The organism is Bacillus sp. T2.9-1 (assembly GCF_950097965.1).
In the GTDB taxonomy this organism is placed as follows: domain Bacteria; phylum Bacillota; class Bacilli; order Bacillales; family Cytobacillaceae; genus Niallia; species Niallia hominis.
Map to the genome: position 1 here is coordinate 44,324 of NZ_CATNHG010000057.1, position 13,851 is coordinate 58,174.

The window sequence follows — 13,851 nt, forward strand, 5'->3', positions numbered from 1 at the left end:
AACTATCCCTACCATATGGACGGATATATTGCTAATAAGACAGGTGATGAAAGTGGAACGGAAAATATTAAGATTCCTTTTCCTTTTGGGAATTGGACTTTTACCAGTTATCTTTAGAAAAAAACCAGCAAAGGACTGGTTTCTCGTCTTCTTTTTTAAAGGATATTTATCCAGTTTTGTGGATAGCATTGTCACTTCAAAAAAATGGCTCAATTTCCCTGTGCGGTTTCTGCCAAAGCATTTTCAAATTAATATTTTATTTGATTATTTATTATTCCCAATCACTTGCGTTGCTTATAATCAAATAAGCCAACATTCCAAATTGCCTGGAATTATACTCAAATCATTTTACTTTAGTATTCCAATGACATTTATAGAGGTTCTATTAGAAAAATACACAAATTTAATAAAATATAATAAAGGCTGGCATTGGTATGATACTTTATTGACAGAAACATGCACTTTTCTCCTTTCAAGAACCTGCATTGGTTTTGTTCGAAAATTAGACAAGGATAATAAAAAACAATCGTTCCTTTAATGGCTCGATTGTTTTTCTCTCTTTAAAAGAAGGAATAGCTCTTCTAATTTTGCGATTTCGTAAGTTGGCTGAACATCCAAGCTATTATCCATCTTTAGTGGGTTAATCCAGCAAGTATCGATTCCCGCATTATGCCCGCCTTGAATATCTGCGCTTAGTGAATCGCCAATGATTAAAGCCGTTTCCTTGTTAAAGGAAGGAATTCGATCGAAACAATAATCAAAGAACTCCTTCATTGGTTTTTGATAGCCCGTATCCTCTGAGACAAAAATAGCTTTAAAGAATGGATATAGACCAGATGATTTTAATCGTTTCTCTTGTGTTGCCGACATGCCATTCGTCACAATATATAAATCAAAATGATTTGAAATCTTTGCGATTAAATCCATCGCTCCATCTAGCAGCTGGTTTCCCTCTCCTAAATATTCACGATAGCTTTGTTCTAATAAAGCTCCATCTACTTTCTTGCCCATCTTCTCAAAGAATAAAGTAAACCTTGTATTAACAACCTCATCACGCGTAATTCCCCCTGCTTCAAACGATTTCCACAAGCCTTGATTTAGCTGTTGGTACTGTCTTTTCCATTCTTCCTTATAAGAGACTCCTTGCTCCTGCAGCAATAACCGAAAAGCTTGGTCTTCCGCAGCTGCAAAGTCCAGCAGTGTATCATCTACATCGAAAAGCAGAGTTTGATACTTCTTTACGTCCCTTACTTCCTCCATTGCTTGATTCGTCTTCGCGATAGCTTTGCCATCATCTTTCCTTATCCCCTGCATACAAATACTCTCCTATCGTTTCGCCAGTTCTTTCACAGGCTGTTTCTTTTCTGAAGCTCCTCCCATTTTGAAAACAAGAATTCCACCGATGATGACTAGGACCCCTATTAACTGCTGTGGGGTAAATGGAACCTTCTCTAATCCCAATAAGCCAAAAGAATCGAATAATAAGGCAAAAACAAGTTGAGAGGACAGGGAAATCGAAACGGCATACGTTGCTCCCAAATGCCTGATTCCTTTTGTCATACAAACAACAACACCAACACCGATAATCCCGCTGAACCAGTACCATGTCTGCATATTTTCTAGATGAAAAAGACCCATTCCTTCTGTAATAAAGCCAAGAATAAAAGAAGCAATAAATCCTAGCGCTAATACTAAAGTAGTCGTAGCCCAAAGACCCGCCTTCTGATTGACACGATTATTAAAGATGTTTTGTACCCCAACAAGACTACCGCTAATAAACGCAATAAGTAAGCCATATATCATGTTTTATTCACCCAATCCTTCTTCATAAATACTTTTTCCAGCTAAGCTTGTTAAACCATCCCGATTTTTCACCACAATAAATCCCTTTTTCCGTTTAATCAGACCATCCTGACAAAATTGCTGTATCACTCTATTTAAGTGGCGATAACTAGTGCCAATTAAATTCGCTGTATCCTTTAAATTAATTTCATTCCGTTCCTGATTGTATAAAGGATCCTCTTTATCAAAAGAAACAGACAATAAATAACTAGCCAATCTTACTTCTACGGGATAGAACAAATTGAATCGCATCGAGTTCGATTTGATATAGAATTTCTTTGTTATGATATCCAGCAAAAACTGTAGGAATGGTGCATAGTCACTCGCATATTGCTTTAAATGCCGCTTATGGACACCTATTACCACTACATCTGTTATCGCTTCAACTGTATTAAGAATATCAGTATTTCGTACATATTCAACGTCCCCAACCATTTCTATTGGTGTTTTAAAAGAAAGAATTAACGTTTTTCCTTCTGCTGTCGTTGTATATATTTTCATCTTTCCATCTACCAAAATGTAAAGATATTCAGATGCCTGTCCTTGCGTACAAATAAATTCTCCTTGGTTAAAAGCATAAAGATGTAAATGCACTTTCAATTTTTCCGGAAAAATAGCTTCTAATTGAAATTTACGCATATATTCTTCTACTTGCTCTACATTTCCAATCTCTTTCACGGATGGGTCTCCTTACATTTTTAATAAAAGAACACCTAATATCATCATGCCAATTCCTATAAACTGCGGCATCTTCATCTGCTGCTTCTCCAAACCGAACCAACCATTGCTATCTATAATAAAGGTCATAAACAGCTGGGCAATTAAAGCAGTGGAAATGGTTAGTGTGGCCCCTATTAAATGCATCGCTGTAATCGTGCTAAAAATAACGACCGATGCAAAGGAACCTCCCGTTAAATATAATGGCTTTACTTGTTTATATTTTGAAAATGCTTCTTCTTTCACTACTAATAAAATGATAAGGGCTAACACAAATCCCGTAAACTGAGTAATGGTAGCGGCTTGCCATGAACCAATATCCTGGCTAATCCTTGCATTCGCCACTCCTTGCAGGGTAATAAAGGCACCACCCATAAACGCAAATAATATACCTCTCATTTGTTCGACTCCTTGCTATTTAATTTCCTTTATAAAGATAATCGAATTCTAAAAATAGGAAAAGGACATATGTCCTAAATTTGCCCTTTCCTAGTATAAACTTTTTCCCATAAAAAAACTCCGTTTGAAAAATTATTTTCAGACGGAGTTACTCTATTTAATCTAGTTAATTTCTATTAAACAGTTTGTGCTACTAATTTATTTGCAACAGCAGCAACTTTTTGTAAACCTTCTTCAATGATAGAAGCAGCTTTATCAGGCATTGCGTTATGTCCTTCGATAATAACCTCATCCATAATTTCCATTCCAAATACGCCACCAAATACTGCACGCATATAATTAACAGCCATTTCAGATGAAGCAGCTTCTGGAGTAGAGTAAATACCACCACGAGCGTTTAAAATAATTGCTTTTTTATCTGTCATTAGTTGAATCATGTTACCTTCTGCATCAAATTTAAATGCAAAACCTGCAGCATATACATAATCAATAAACGTTTGTAATTTAGCTGGAATAGTTAAGTTCCAAAGCGGGAATGCGAATACTACTAAATCAGCAGCAGTTAAAGCATCCATTGCTTTTTGTTTTGCAGCTAATAAACGTTGCTCTATATCTGTTAATTCTGTTCCGCTTTGTACTTTACCGAAAGCATCGAATAATTCTTGACCAAAGTAAGGAGTATCTTCTGCATATACATCATATACATTTACATTAAGGTTTTCAGCACCTTTAATAGACTCCATAAACGTTTCATACATTTTGCTTGATACAGCTTCAGAAGCTGGGCGATTGTTTGCTTTTACTACTAATACATTCATTTTATTGCATTTTCCTTTCCCTCTTACAAATTTAAAACTAATGTGAATATCATAACAAACAAAATACCTCTAAGGCAAATATTTTTAAATAAAGATATTTCATTAAATATTTCCAGTTAAATTATGCATAATCATTCCACTCGAATAAGGAAAAAAGTAAAATAGGAATAAATAATTAGAAAGGATTGATGGGATGAAAATTATTATCGATCATGTTACCTCAAAAGAAGTCATTGCTTTATTGGAAGATCACTTACATAGCATGACCCTCCACTCCCCTCCTGAAAGCATACATGCTCTTGATGTGGAAGGATTGAGAAAACCAGAAGTAACCTTTTGGAGTGCATGGGAGGACGGGGAGCTAACCGGCTGCGGTGCATTAAAAGAACTAGATAACAAGCACGGCGAAATAAAGTCTATGAAGACATCTCCTCATCATTTGCGTAAAGGCGTAGCAAAGAAGCTACTTCTTCATATTATCGCTGAAGCCAAAAATCGTGGCTATAGTCGATTAAGTTTAGAGACAGGTTCCATGGATGCTTTCCTGCCTGCCAAAAGACTGTATGAAAGATTAGGATTTGAGTATTGCGGGCCATTTTCGGATTATGAGGAAGATCCGAATAGTGTGTTTATGACGTTGAATTTAGAGCAGCCTTCCGTATAATCTGAAAGAGTCGAGAAGGTAACCTTCCTCCTTCTCGGCTTAAAAAGTCAATATTTCGTACTTCTTCTTTCCATCAATACAACATCTCTCCACTCACCGTCTAGCTTTCCAATTTTCTCACGAATCCCAACACTTCTAAATCCGCAGCTTTTATGAAGCTGGATACTCGCAATATTTTCTGGAAAAATACCTGATTGCAGTGTCCAGTAGCCATTTGATTCAGAATGTTCAATTAATTCATCTAATAAGAATTTCCCATAACCTTTGTGATGATAATCAGGATGTAAATAAACACTATGCTCCCCAACTCCTTGATACACACAGCGATTCGATACTTTACTGATAGCTGCCCAACCAATCACTCTATTCGCCTCTTCATCTATTAAAACAAAACTGGTAGACAGATCTTTACTACTGCTCCATTTCTCCCAATCTGGAACATCAGTCTCAAAAGTGGCTTGTCTAGATTGAATACCCAATCTATAGATAGCTGCTATCTCTGTCCAATGCGCTTTCAAAATCTTCTCAAGCTTTACGCTCATCCTTTCTCTCCTCCTTTCCCTCGCAGCAGCCCTCTTGCTTTTCTCCTACTTCTTCTATCATAATGTTACAGCAATCATTTTTCTGCTCTTTTTTGAATATTTTTTTCAAAATGTTCATGATAAATCATTCCTCCTACGAATTGGTTTCCCTTATATAAAATAAAACAAAAAGCCTGAAATCGTGGACATCGAGAAAACGGATAATACAAACGCAAACACTAATTTTCGCTTAAAAATGCTATTTAATAAGCTTAACTCCGGGAGACTTGCTCCTGCTGAGCTAATCATCATTGCCATTACCGGTCCAAGTGCCATCCCTTTGGCAATCAGAATTTGAGAAATCGGAATCATTGACGATAACCGAATATATAAAGGAATACCGATAATTGCAGCAATCGGAATCAGCCACCAATTCTCTCCGCCTAAGTAGGTTGCAACAAACTCTGTCGGCACGATTCCTCCTATCACCGCTCCAATACCTGCCCCTATTAACAAAAAGGGATAAACAGTTTTCATTAAGGTTAAAATTTCTGAAACCGTGTTTTTTAAGCTAAATCTCTTCTCTGCTTGAAGAGCATTTTTTATAATGACATTTTTCACTTCTTTTTCGAACCCCCATCTCTCTAGTGCAAAGCCAAGGATAATCGAAAGAATCGTCGTGATTACTGTATAATAGAGAGCTACTTCCCATCCCATTAGAACAACCATCACGGTAAGGATAGTTGGATCTAGAACTGGGGAAGTGAATAGAAAAATCATAACGGTGCTAAAACGGATTTTATTTTTCAATAAATTCACCACAACCGGTATGGTAGAACAGGAACAAAAAGGGGTGATAAAAGCAAAAACAACTGCAATAAGCGCACTAACAATGGGTGGGGTCTTTTTCATCCATATCTCCACTTTGTCATAGCGAACAAAGCCTTGTAGCAAGTTAACAACAAAAGATACAACCACAAAAAGAACAGTTAATTCCATTACTAACCATGCGAAGTTTTTCAGCACTTCGTACCACATCTAACATCCCTCCTTTTACTTGTAAAATACAAGCATTATACACAGGCTATATTAGGAAATATATCTAACACAGCCACTTTATTTTCCTCATTACTTAACTGGATGACAGCACATATTGCTTTTTGCCATGGAACTATTCAATAACTTTAGCGAACGAATGACGGTTTCTTTTTCAAAGTCTGACATAAAAGAGAGAACTTCCTCTAAATATTGATTCATTTGCGTATCAATAGAAGTCGCAATTGCTTTTCCTTGTGTTGTTAAATGGAGTACATATACTCTTTTATCTGTCATGGATTGCTGCTTATTCACTAATTCCATTTTTGCTAAAGATTGAATTTGCCTACTAAAGGTTGTAATGTCCATTCCAAGAAGCTCTGCTATTTCTTGCATTGACGGATTACTTCTCTTATCAATTTCATATAAAATATGACTTTGGACAAGCGATATTTCTGTTTTTCCAACAGAACAACAATTTTTATCAAGCACACCGAATCTTCTCATGGTAATTTGTAAAATCTCACGGAGATTTTCCATCCTAGCTCCTCCTTCCTTTGTTAAAATATTGAAGCTACTTTCATTATACGTTATTATTTGCATTTTGCAACTATTATTTTTTACTGTTCTTTAAGAACAGTCCTATCTATACTTTCCGATTGAAAATAATTAGTTCTCCTTTCCTTCCCATCACTCTTCTTCTAGTATCCTCAAACCCTGCTTTCTGATAAACATATTGCGCTCTGGTGTTTTTCACATTAACAGCCAAAATTACTTCTTTTTTTGCTGGATAATATTTTTTCACAAAAGGGATTAATAGCTCCACAGATTTCCTTCCTACCCCTTGTCTCTGAAAAGAATGCTGGATAGAATAAGCCCGCATTAGAATAGCCTCTTTATTCTCACTATATGCCTTTACTCCCTCCCATCCATGTAGGACAAAGAAACCAGCAACCGCACCATCCTTTAAAATGACGATAGGATGACGATTTTCTTCTGTTATACATTTTTCTAAAGCATCAAGCGGCATACTAGTATAGTATAACTGCTCCTCCGATAAAAAATATTCTTCTAGTTCCTGCTTATATTTTTCTTGATAAAGTTCCAATGTTATAGCCAAATTAATCACCTCAGCGTCATTATTTTATAGAAAGCGTCTTAACAAGCACCACTTCATCTCTAATAGGAATACCATGGTTCCCAAGCAAAGGTATTTCTGGTTTGATCTTTCTAGCTTCCTTTACTGCGTCCACTAACAATTCCGATAAGTAATAGCCTCTTTTTTGGTAAAACTTTAATGCTAGTACATTATCATTTGTGGTAATTATTTTGACCTGATTGCATGGAACTTGTTTGGCTGATTGTTCAACCGTGCGTAAAAGATTTGTCCCTACGCCTTTTCCTTCCTCTATACTGTCTAAAGAGATAATTTCACACTCTGTATCTCTTAATATATAGGTTATTAAACCAATCATTGCTCCTTCTATATTCCAGGCAATAAATCCATCTAAAGCACTGCAATCATAAATACCTGTAGAAAGTACCATTTCCGCGCTTCCCCAATGAGATTGGAAAAATGATCGTACATTTTCACGGTTCGTTTCGGTAATAGCGGTAATATTCATATTAATTCCTTCTCCATACAAAGATATTTTTGATGTCCAACAGGCTTAGAGACAAAGATAACCTCCCCCTTTTCTACATATCCATGCTTTTTATATAACTTAAGAGCTTGAGGGTTTCCGGAAAATGTATCTAATCGGATGCTATCATATTCATTTAAAAGAGCGTATTCTTCCATACGCTTGACCATTATTGCCCCTATTCCTTTACCTTGGTAACTGGGGTCAATCATGAGAGAGTGAATAATCAAAGGATTATTTCCAATCCATCGAATGGTCTTCCACTCCTCTGTTTGCCATTCATTTAATACCACATGTCCTACAATCTTATCTTCTTCTAATAAAACGAATAGCATTTTATTTTCTATGCATTCTTGAAAATAGTCCACATTTGGATAGTGTTCGTCCCATTGAAAGATATTTTTTTTGATTAGATTTTCTTTGCACTTTACATATATCCTATTAATTTCTGCTAACCTATTGGCTTCTGCCTTTATAAATTCCATTTAATTCACCTCTTTTTCGTTTATACTGCCTATTTCCATCTTACCATTCTCCCTCTTGCAAGGAATGATTTTTTCCTCAAAATATCCACCTATTATTCCATTTGAGCATATTGACCACATATTTCATGAAATAGAGGTAAAATTATACATAAACAATGGGGATTAAGGGGTGAATGGTGTGTTCGAGAAAACCATATATAAATCTATTTTAAGCAATTCCTTCACCATTCCAGTTAAGGTTACTTATTGGGATGGTAAATCAGCTGTCTATGGTAACGGCGATCCTGCAATAGAACTTATTTTCAAAAAGCCTATTCGTATGAAAGATATTTACAATAATGCTTCATTAGCTTTAGGAGAAGCGTATATGGATGGAAAAATAGAAATAAAAGGCAGTTTAGAGGATTTAATTGCCTCTGCCTATGAAAATGCATCCAGCTTTATGCAAAGTAATAAATTTAGAAAATTTCTTCCCAAACAGTCCCATACTAAAACAAAAAGTAAAGAAGATGTCCAAAATCATTACGATATTGGCAATGATTTTTATAAAATTTGGCTAGATCGTTCCATGACTTATTCCTGTGCCTATTTCCAAACTCCTGAAGATACATTAGAAACTGCACAGCAAAATAAGGTTGATCATATTTTAAAAAAATTAAATCCAGCTCCTGGCCAACATTTATTAGATATTGGCTGTGGGTGGGGAAATCTTATTTTTACCGCTGTAAAAGACTATCAAGTTAAGGCAACCGGCATCACCTTAAGTCAAGAACAGTATGACTATGTGATGAAAATGGCAAAAGAAAAAGGATTATCAGAAAGCATAACCGTCTATTTAATGGATTATCGTGATTTAAAGGATAAGACATTTGATCGGATCACTAGTGTGGGGATGTTTGAACACGTAGGCAAAGAGAATCTACAAGCATACTTCCAGCAGGTTCACCATTTGCTAAAAGAAGATGGAGTAGCCTTGATTCACGGAATATCACGACAGCAAGGTGGCGCAACCAACGCTTGGATCAATAAATATATTTTCCCTGGCGGATATATTCCTGGTGTCTCGGAGCTTGTTAATCATATGACGACAGCAAGTCTACAATTAGTTGATTTAGAAAGTCTTCGCCGCCATTATCAAAAAACATTAGAAATTTGGCATGCTAACTTTATTGCTAATCTAGGGGAAGTTCGGAAAATAAAAGATGAACGTTTTATCCGGATGTGGGACTTATATTTGCAAGCATGTGCCGCTTCCTTTAAAGCAAGCAATATTGATGTTATTCAATATTTACTCGTTAAAAATAGCAGCAACCAGCTGCCAATGACAAGAGGATAGGAAATCATTTCTAATGGAAGCAGGAGGATTCTACTCCCTCCGCTTCTTTTAAAACTGCTCCATTACTAAGTCTGTATTTACTGCCACCCCGGTCCTACTACCGTCTGCAGCAGAAAGGACGACAGTGGATGCGCCTGCTTTTTCTGCTTCTCCTGCCACATAAACATTTTTACAAGTGGTACGACCAAATCCGTCCGTCGCTACAACTCCATTAGGATGAACCTCTAACCCAAGCTGCTCCACAAATTGATTAGATCGATAATAGGAAGGAACGATAAAACCACCTGTTCTCGTAATCCTTTGTCCAGATTTAAACTCGACTTGCTGAAGATAGCCATTTTCCCCTAATAGCCTTTTAATCGGTTCTGTTATGATAGAGATATTTCTTTTCTGAAAATCCTCTGTTATTTTCTCTGAAACTGCCGCTCCATTTGTCGCAATGACTAAATCTTTTGACCAATTATAAACCAGTTTCCCCATATGTAAGACTTGTGCTTCGGTATGGGCAATAACAATTAGCGCTTGATCCCGTAATTCCCATCCATCGCAGTAAGGGCAACTGAACAGACTTTTTCCATAATATAGTCTTGCATTCGGAATTGGGATTACCTCTTGAACACCAGTTGCAATAATAAGCTTTTGCGTTAAGTATTCATCATGATGTTTTGTTTTAACTAGCAGTAGTCCCCTTTCACCTCTAGCCTTCTCAATGTTGGTTACCCTAGCTTTGAAACAAGAAATATTCGTGTATTTCATTAAATCATCCATTCCTAACTCTTTAAACATCTGAGGGCTTATCCCGTCTCTTGTAATAAAACCGTGGGATTCATGGCTAACCCTATTTCTATTTGTCCCATCATCGAATATGGCAATATTTCGCCTTGCTCTCCCTAATATGAGCGCAGCACTCATTCCAGCTGGACCTGCACCGATAATAACGCAATCAAAAATATTCACCTAAAGTACCCCCTCTTCTTCCTCTTTTAATTATATGAAGAGGTTAGTAAATATAGTGCTAGAATTAATTTATATAAAATGGTTCAAAAATCCTTAAATAAAGAAACCGTTTTTCTATTTGTTTTGTCTAAATCAATAGATAGAAAGGGGAGGGGAATTTGGAGAAGCAAGAAAGAGATAAATTGCTTACAAACGCGATGGATACCTATGGTCATTATTTAACCCGACTTGCTTTTGCTCTCGTGAAAGACAAACAAAAAGCCGAGGATATTGTGCAGGAGGTGTTTATCCGTTATTACTTAAATCTCGATCAATTTGAAGGTAGATCCAGCATTAAAACATATTTATACCGGATAACTGTAAATGAATGCAGAAATTATTTTAAAAGCTGGGCTTTTCGAAAAATAGAAGTTTCCAAGCTTGCTAGTATATTTCTTATTGATAAAGAATCACCAGAAGATGCTTATTTAAAGCAAGAAAACAAATCGTATATTGCTGCCATACTTAATAGACTTCCAATAAAATATAAGGAAGTAATTTGGCTATATTATTATGCAGAATTATCGGTAAAAGAAATTAGTGATATATTAAATTGTTCCAGCAACACAGTTAAAACTAGATTAGCAAGAGGACGAAAAAAAGTGCAATTAACAATTAGCGAGGAGGAGATGAAACATGTCAAAAAATATTAAACAATTATTAGATGAAACAATCCCTAGTGATATAACTCTTTCCAAAGAAAATAAACAAAAAATTTTACAAACTGCCAATACTCACATGAAAAGATCAACTCCTCCTAGAAGAAAATTATTCCGTCCTATATTCAGTACACTCGCCATCATAGGTCTCCTTATTATTTTAATTGGACCTTCTCTATTAAATCGGCTTTCTTCATACGAAACATTTGACACACCATTAGAAAAGATAACCATTCCGAACGTAGATTACTCTTCTTTCATTCGTTCTATTTTTATAAGAAGTACGAATGAATTAATTTTTGCCGATAACAAAATAATCTATTCCTATTCACTTACATCTCACTCACAGCAAGTACTTGTTAAGTCTACGGAAGATATTGATATTTATAAAATGGCCGCGAATGAAAATTGGCTTGTTTGGGGAAAAGGAAATGATGACATTTATATTTTAAATCGAAAAACACAAATGCAGCCCAAACAACTAAACAATGTTATTGGGGATTTACAGCTTAAAGAGAATAGGATGATTTATAGTGATGCTTATGGATATAACTGGATAAACTTAACAACCATGGAGGAAGGCATTATACATGAAAACTTAGGAATTGGAAGAAATAGCAAGGCTGATTTATATGAGAACATCCTTGTTATTCCTGAACAATTCAAAACAAATAACAGCAATGAAACAGTGTTCTATGTCTATGATATTACAACTCTTGAACAGATTGGAAAATATAAAGTTCCTTATAAATCAGCAGAATATGTTACCTTAGTAAACAATAAAATATATGCCGCATTTTCAAATGAAGACGAGAGCCCAACTATTTTAGGCTACATTGATCTCTCTAATGGCAATTTTCATCAAATAAAAACGCCTCCGTTTAATAATTTTGCTATATATAAGGAATTCATTGCATTAAGTGTAAAGAAGAACAACTCCGATACAGTAAAATTATATCAATTACAAGACGATGTCTTAAAGGAACTACCAACTTTTAATAACATTAACGAACGATTAGTCGTTCCACGTTTCACCGACGATGGAACTTTAATCGTAAATGGAGAATCAGCAGATTTTTCCATGTATATACAGGTTGTAGAATGAAGCAGGGGGATGGAAGGAACGGTTCCTTCCATCCCCTCTTTCCAAGAATTAATAAAACTGTCGCTCTCTTTCTATTAAACAATATATTCCCTATAACGATTATAGTCTTCTTCCTACTACTATCGCTTTTTGTCTTTCTTCCATTTATATTCCTCCATTCTGCTTATAAAAAAACACAGGTCTTTGCAGCCTGTGTTTTGAAATAACTGGAAGGAAGAAAATAGAAAATACAAAAGAGAGGACAATTCTCCCCCTTTCCATCCCATTTATAACCGCTAATGAAAGGCTTATTTAAAAATAGGCATACTAATTCCGATTACTCTACACACAGGCAGAGCCTTTAAGTACTATTAAATTAGTTACTTGAACTACTCACCCCTTATTGACCTTACAGTCTGATTGAAGGGGGAGATTCCTACGAACACCAAAGTATCCTTCAGTTATCTTAGTAGGCTACCCCCGCAGTTCCTGCGGTTAGAAGTCTTAACGCTTCCTTTTTGAGATTGATTGCTGCGTTAATATCTCGATTTTCATGATGGGTATGGCATTTTGGACATTCCCATTCACGTAAGCCAAGATTTTTAACAACTTTGTTTTGGTAGCCACAACAGGAGCAAAGCTGACTGGATGGAAAGTTCTTTGCCACTGTCACCACTTGTTTTCCATACCATTTTGCCTTGTATTCCATCATGGTTTTGAATGCTGACCATGATACTTCACTAATGGCTTTAGCAAGGTTGTGATTTTTTAACATATTTGATACGGACAAATCTTCCATCCCGATTATGTCGTGGTTTTTGACAATATCAGTGGAGATTTTGTGCAAGTAATCCTTTCTTGCGTTTGCCATTTTCTCGTGAATGCGGGCCACTTTTCGTTTGACTTTATACCAGTTTGAGCCACCAACGGTTCGTCTGCTCATGATTCGTTGAAATTCAGCTAACTTTTCTTCCAATGTGCGAAAGAATTTAGGGTTAGAGAAAGTTGTACCATCTGAAAGAATAGCAAAATTTTTTAGCCCAACATCTACTCCAATAGCGGAATGTGTTTTAGGTAACTCTATCACTTCCACTTCTGCACAGATGGAAAGGAAGTATTTTCCTGACGGATTGCGTCTAATGGTAGCACTCCGTATCTTGCCTTCGACTTCACGACTTTTGGCAAAGCGAACAAGGCCAAGTTTAGGCAGCTTCATATAGTTACCTTCAACCGCAATATTTCCGTTTGTATGCTTTGTCGTGTAGGATTGCACAGGATTCTTCTTCGATTTAAAGCGTGGGTACTTATTTTGCTTTTTGTAGTATCGTTTAAAAGAATCAGCCAAGTTTTCAACCGATTTCTGCAAAGCAATACTATCCACTTCTTTCAGAAAAGAATAGTGTTTCTTTAATTCTGGAATTGCCTTTACTGTTTCATATTTGTTCAAACATTTTTCTTTCCAATTATTCGTTGAAAGTTGACTATTTTGAACCATTTTTTCAACAATATACCAATAAGCGTCTTTGTCTTTCTGCTTACCTAGAAAGAAATTGTATGTGAACCTCACACAACCAATCGTTTTATTGATGAGTTCCATTTGTTTTTTATTGGGATAGATACGAAACTTATATGCTTTATTAACGATCACTGCG

The 13,851-nt window shown here is 35.9% G+C and carries 19 protein-coding genes; 5 read left to right on the top strand and 14 right to left on the bottom strand.

Going from position 1 to position 13,851, the window contains the following annotated elements:
* The first annotated feature begins 85 nt into the window (after nt 1–85).
* Entirely contained in the window at nt 86–538 is a 453-nt protein-coding gene (locus QQZ16_RS04190; RefSeq protein WP_251627889.1) for a CBO0543 family protein, read from the top strand.
* On the opposite strand, the gene QQZ16_RS04195 is transcribed toward QQZ16_RS04190, so the two are convergent.
* The 5 genes from QQZ16_RS04195 to QQZ16_RS04215 form a co-directional block, all read right to left on the bottom strand.
* Nucleotides 535–1,260 (bottom strand): YjjG family noncanonical pyrimidine nucleotidase, encoded by a 726-nt coding sequence (locus QQZ16_RS04195; RefSeq protein WP_235252576.1) that lies wholly within the window; start codon nt 1,258–1,260, stop codon nt 535–537. The two genes, QQZ16_RS04190 and QQZ16_RS04195, sit on opposite strands and share 4 nt — an antisense overlap.
* A 66-nt stretch (nt 1,261–1,326) precedes the next feature.
* Entirely contained in the window at nt 1,327–1,803 is a 477-nt protein-coding gene (locus tag QQZ16_RS04200; RefSeq protein WP_109768668.1) for a DMT family transporter, read from the bottom strand.
* Between the two features lie 3 nt (nt 1,804–1,806).
* A complete protein-coding gene (locus QQZ16_RS04205; protein ID WP_235252555.1) occupies nt 1,807–2,520 on the bottom strand; it encodes a Crp/Fnr family transcriptional regulator in 714 nt (237 codons plus the stop codon).
* Between the two features lie 12 nt (nt 2,521–2,532).
* Nucleotides 2,533–2,958 (bottom strand): DMT family transporter, encoded by a 426-nt coding sequence (locus QQZ16_RS04210; protein ID WP_235252557.1) that lies wholly within the window; start codon nt 2,956–2,958, stop codon nt 2,533–2,535.
* Between the two features lie 176 nt (nt 2,959–3,134).
* Nucleotides 3,135–3,776, bottom strand: coding sequence for an FMN-dependent NADH-azoreductase (locus QQZ16_RS04215; RefSeq protein ID WP_109768671.1), 642 nt, complete (start codon nt 3,774–3,776; stop codon nt 3,135–3,137).
* A 193-nt stretch (nt 3,777–3,969) separates the two neighbouring features.
* Here QQZ16_RS04215 and QQZ16_RS04220 point away from each other — a divergent pair, with 193 nt between their 5' ends.
* Nucleotides 3,970–4,440, top strand: coding sequence for a GNAT family N-acetyltransferase (locus QQZ16_RS04220; RefSeq protein ID WP_235252559.1), 471 nt, complete (start codon nt 3,970–3,972; stop codon nt 4,438–4,440).
* Between the two features lie 47 nt (nt 4,441–4,487).
* On the opposite strand, the gene QQZ16_RS04225 is transcribed toward QQZ16_RS04220, so the two are convergent.
* The 7 genes from QQZ16_RS04225 to QQZ16_RS04255 form a co-directional block, all read right to left on the bottom strand.
* The gene (locus QQZ16_RS04225; RefSeq protein ID WP_109768673.1) at nt 4,488–4,982 is read right to left on the bottom strand and encodes a GNAT family N-acetyltransferase; all 495 of its coding nucleotides are present in this window, start codon (nt 4,980–4,982) and stop codon (nt 4,488–4,490) included.
* Nucleotides 4,966–5,100 carry a hypothetical protein gene (locus QQZ16_RS04230; RefSeq protein WP_268817950.1) on the bottom strand — a complete coding sequence of 45 codons (135 nt, stop codon included), beginning with the start codon at nt 5,098–5,100 and terminating at the stop codon, nt 4,966–4,968. Before QQZ16_RS04230 ends, QQZ16_RS04225 begins: the two co-directional genes overlap by 17 nt.
* A gap of 32 nt (nt 5,101–5,132) precedes the next feature.
* Entirely contained in the window at nt 5,133–5,999 is an 867-nt protein-coding gene (locus QQZ16_RS04235; RefSeq protein ID WP_235252561.1) for a permease, read from the bottom strand.
* A gap of 90 nt (nt 6,000–6,089) precedes the next feature.
* Entirely contained in the window at nt 6,090–6,536 is a 447-nt protein-coding gene (locus tag QQZ16_RS04240) for a MarR family winged helix-turn-helix transcriptional regulator (protein ID WP_235252562.1), read from the bottom strand.
* 106 nt (nt 6,537–6,642) lie between these two features.
* Complete coding sequence (locus QQZ16_RS04245; protein ID WP_235252564.1) at nt 6,643–7,116, bottom strand: GNAT family N-acetyltransferase; 474 nt, start codon at nt 7,114–7,116, stop codon at nt 6,643–6,645.
* A gap of 19 nt (nt 7,117–7,135) precedes the next feature.
* Complete coding sequence (locus QQZ16_RS04250) at nt 7,136–7,621, bottom strand: GNAT family N-acetyltransferase (protein ID WP_235252566.1); 486 nt, start codon at nt 7,619–7,621, stop codon at nt 7,136–7,138.
* Nucleotides 7,618–8,124 (bottom strand): GNAT family N-acetyltransferase, encoded by a 507-nt coding sequence (locus tag QQZ16_RS04255; protein WP_109768677.1) that lies wholly within the window; start codon nt 8,122–8,124, stop codon nt 7,618–7,620. Before QQZ16_RS04255 ends, QQZ16_RS04250 begins: the two co-directional genes overlap by 4 nt.
* 178 nt (nt 8,125–8,302) lie before the next feature.
* Between QQZ16_RS04255 and QQZ16_RS04260 the strand changes: the two genes are divergently transcribed.
* Nucleotides 8,303–9,460, top strand: a complete 1,158-nt coding sequence (locus QQZ16_RS04260) for an SAM-dependent methyltransferase (RefSeq protein ID WP_235252578.1) — start codon at nt 8,303–8,305, stop codon at nt 9,458–9,460.
* A 48-nt stretch (nt 9,461–9,508) separates the two neighbouring features.
* Here QQZ16_RS04260 and QQZ16_RS04265 read toward each other — a convergent pair whose 3' ends face one another.
* Nucleotides 9,509–10,417: an NAD(P)/FAD-dependent oxidoreductase gene (locus tag QQZ16_RS04265; RefSeq protein ID WP_109768679.1), complete on the bottom strand. Its 909-nt coding sequence runs from the start codon at nt 10,415–10,417 to the stop codon at nt 9,509–9,511.
* A gap of 158 nt (nt 10,418–10,575) precedes the next feature.
* On the opposite strand from QQZ16_RS04265, the gene QQZ16_RS04270 reads away from it, so the two are divergent.
* Both QQZ16_RS04270 and QQZ16_RS04275 read left to right on the top strand, forming a co-directional pair.
* Nucleotides 10,576–11,109 (top strand): sigma-70 family RNA polymerase sigma factor, encoded by a 534-nt coding sequence (locus QQZ16_RS04270; protein ID WP_109768680.1) that lies wholly within the window; start codon nt 10,576–10,578, stop codon nt 11,107–11,109.
* Nucleotides 11,093–12,220 carry a hypothetical protein gene (locus tag QQZ16_RS04275; protein ID WP_109768681.1) on the top strand — a complete coding sequence of 376 codons (1,128 nt, stop codon included), beginning with the start codon at nt 11,093–11,095 and terminating at the stop codon, nt 12,218–12,220. Before QQZ16_RS04270 ends, QQZ16_RS04275 begins: the two co-directional genes overlap by 17 nt.
* A 445-nt stretch (nt 12,221–12,665) precedes the next feature.
* Here the strand turns inward: QQZ16_RS04275 and tnpB are convergent, their stop codons facing one another.
* Nucleotides 12,666–13,847, bottom strand: a complete 1,182-nt coding sequence (gene tnpB, locus QQZ16_RS04280) for an IS200/IS605 family element RNA-guided endonuclease TnpB (RefSeq protein ID WP_109768683.1) — start codon at nt 13,845–13,847, stop codon at nt 12,666–12,668.
* Between the last annotated feature and the right edge of the window lie 4 nt (nt 13,848–13,851).

What these genes read in the sequence shown, in the direction of transcription:
- QQZ16_RS04210 (WP_235252557.1), bottom strand. Translation starts at nt 2,958, where the DNA reads ATGAGAGGTATATTATTTGCGTTTATGGGTGGTGCCTTTATTACCCTG.
- QQZ16_RS04250 (WP_235252566.1), bottom strand. Translation starts at nt 7,621, where the DNA reads ATGAATATTACCGCTATTACCGAAACGAACCGTGAAAATGTACGATCA.
- QQZ16_RS04275 (WP_109768681.1), top strand. Translation starts at nt 11,093, where the DNA reads ATGTCAAAAAATATTAAACAATTATTAGATGAAACAATCCCTAGTGAT.
- QQZ16_RS04195 (WP_235252576.1), bottom strand. Translation starts at nt 1,260, where the DNA reads ATGGAGGAAGTAAGGGACGTAAAGAAGTATCAAACTCTGCTTTTCGAT.
- QQZ16_RS04235 (WP_235252561.1), bottom strand. Translation starts at nt 5,999, where the DNA reads ATGTGGTACGAAGTGCTGAAAAACTTCGCATGGTTAGTAATGGAATTA.
- QQZ16_RS04230 (WP_268817950.1), bottom strand. Translation starts at nt 5,100, where the DNA reads ATGAACATTTTGAAAAAAATATTCAAAAAAGAGCAGAAAAATGATTGC.
- QQZ16_RS04215 (WP_109768671.1), bottom strand. Translation starts at nt 3,776, where the DNA reads ATGAATGTATTAGTAGTAAAAGCAAACAATCGCCCAGCTTCTGAAGCT.
- QQZ16_RS04225 (WP_109768673.1), bottom strand. Translation starts at nt 4,982, where the DNA reads ATGAGCGTAAAGCTTGAGAAGATTTTGAAAGCGCATTGGACAGAGATA.
- QQZ16_RS04240 (WP_235252562.1), bottom strand. Translation starts at nt 6,536, where the DNA reads ATGGAAAATCTCCGTGAGATTTTACAAATTACCATGAGAAGATTCGGT.
- QQZ16_RS04220 (WP_235252559.1), top strand. Translation starts at nt 3,970, where the DNA reads ATGAAAATTATTATCGATCATGTTACCTCAAAAGAAGTCATTGCTTTA.
- QQZ16_RS04255 (WP_109768677.1), bottom strand. Translation starts at nt 8,124, where the DNA reads ATGGAATTTATAAAGGCAGAAGCCAATAGGTTAGCAGAAATTAATAGG.
- QQZ16_RS04200 (WP_109768668.1), bottom strand. Translation starts at nt 1,803, where the DNA reads ATGATATATGGCTTACTTATTGCGTTTATTAGCGGTAGTCTTGTTGGG.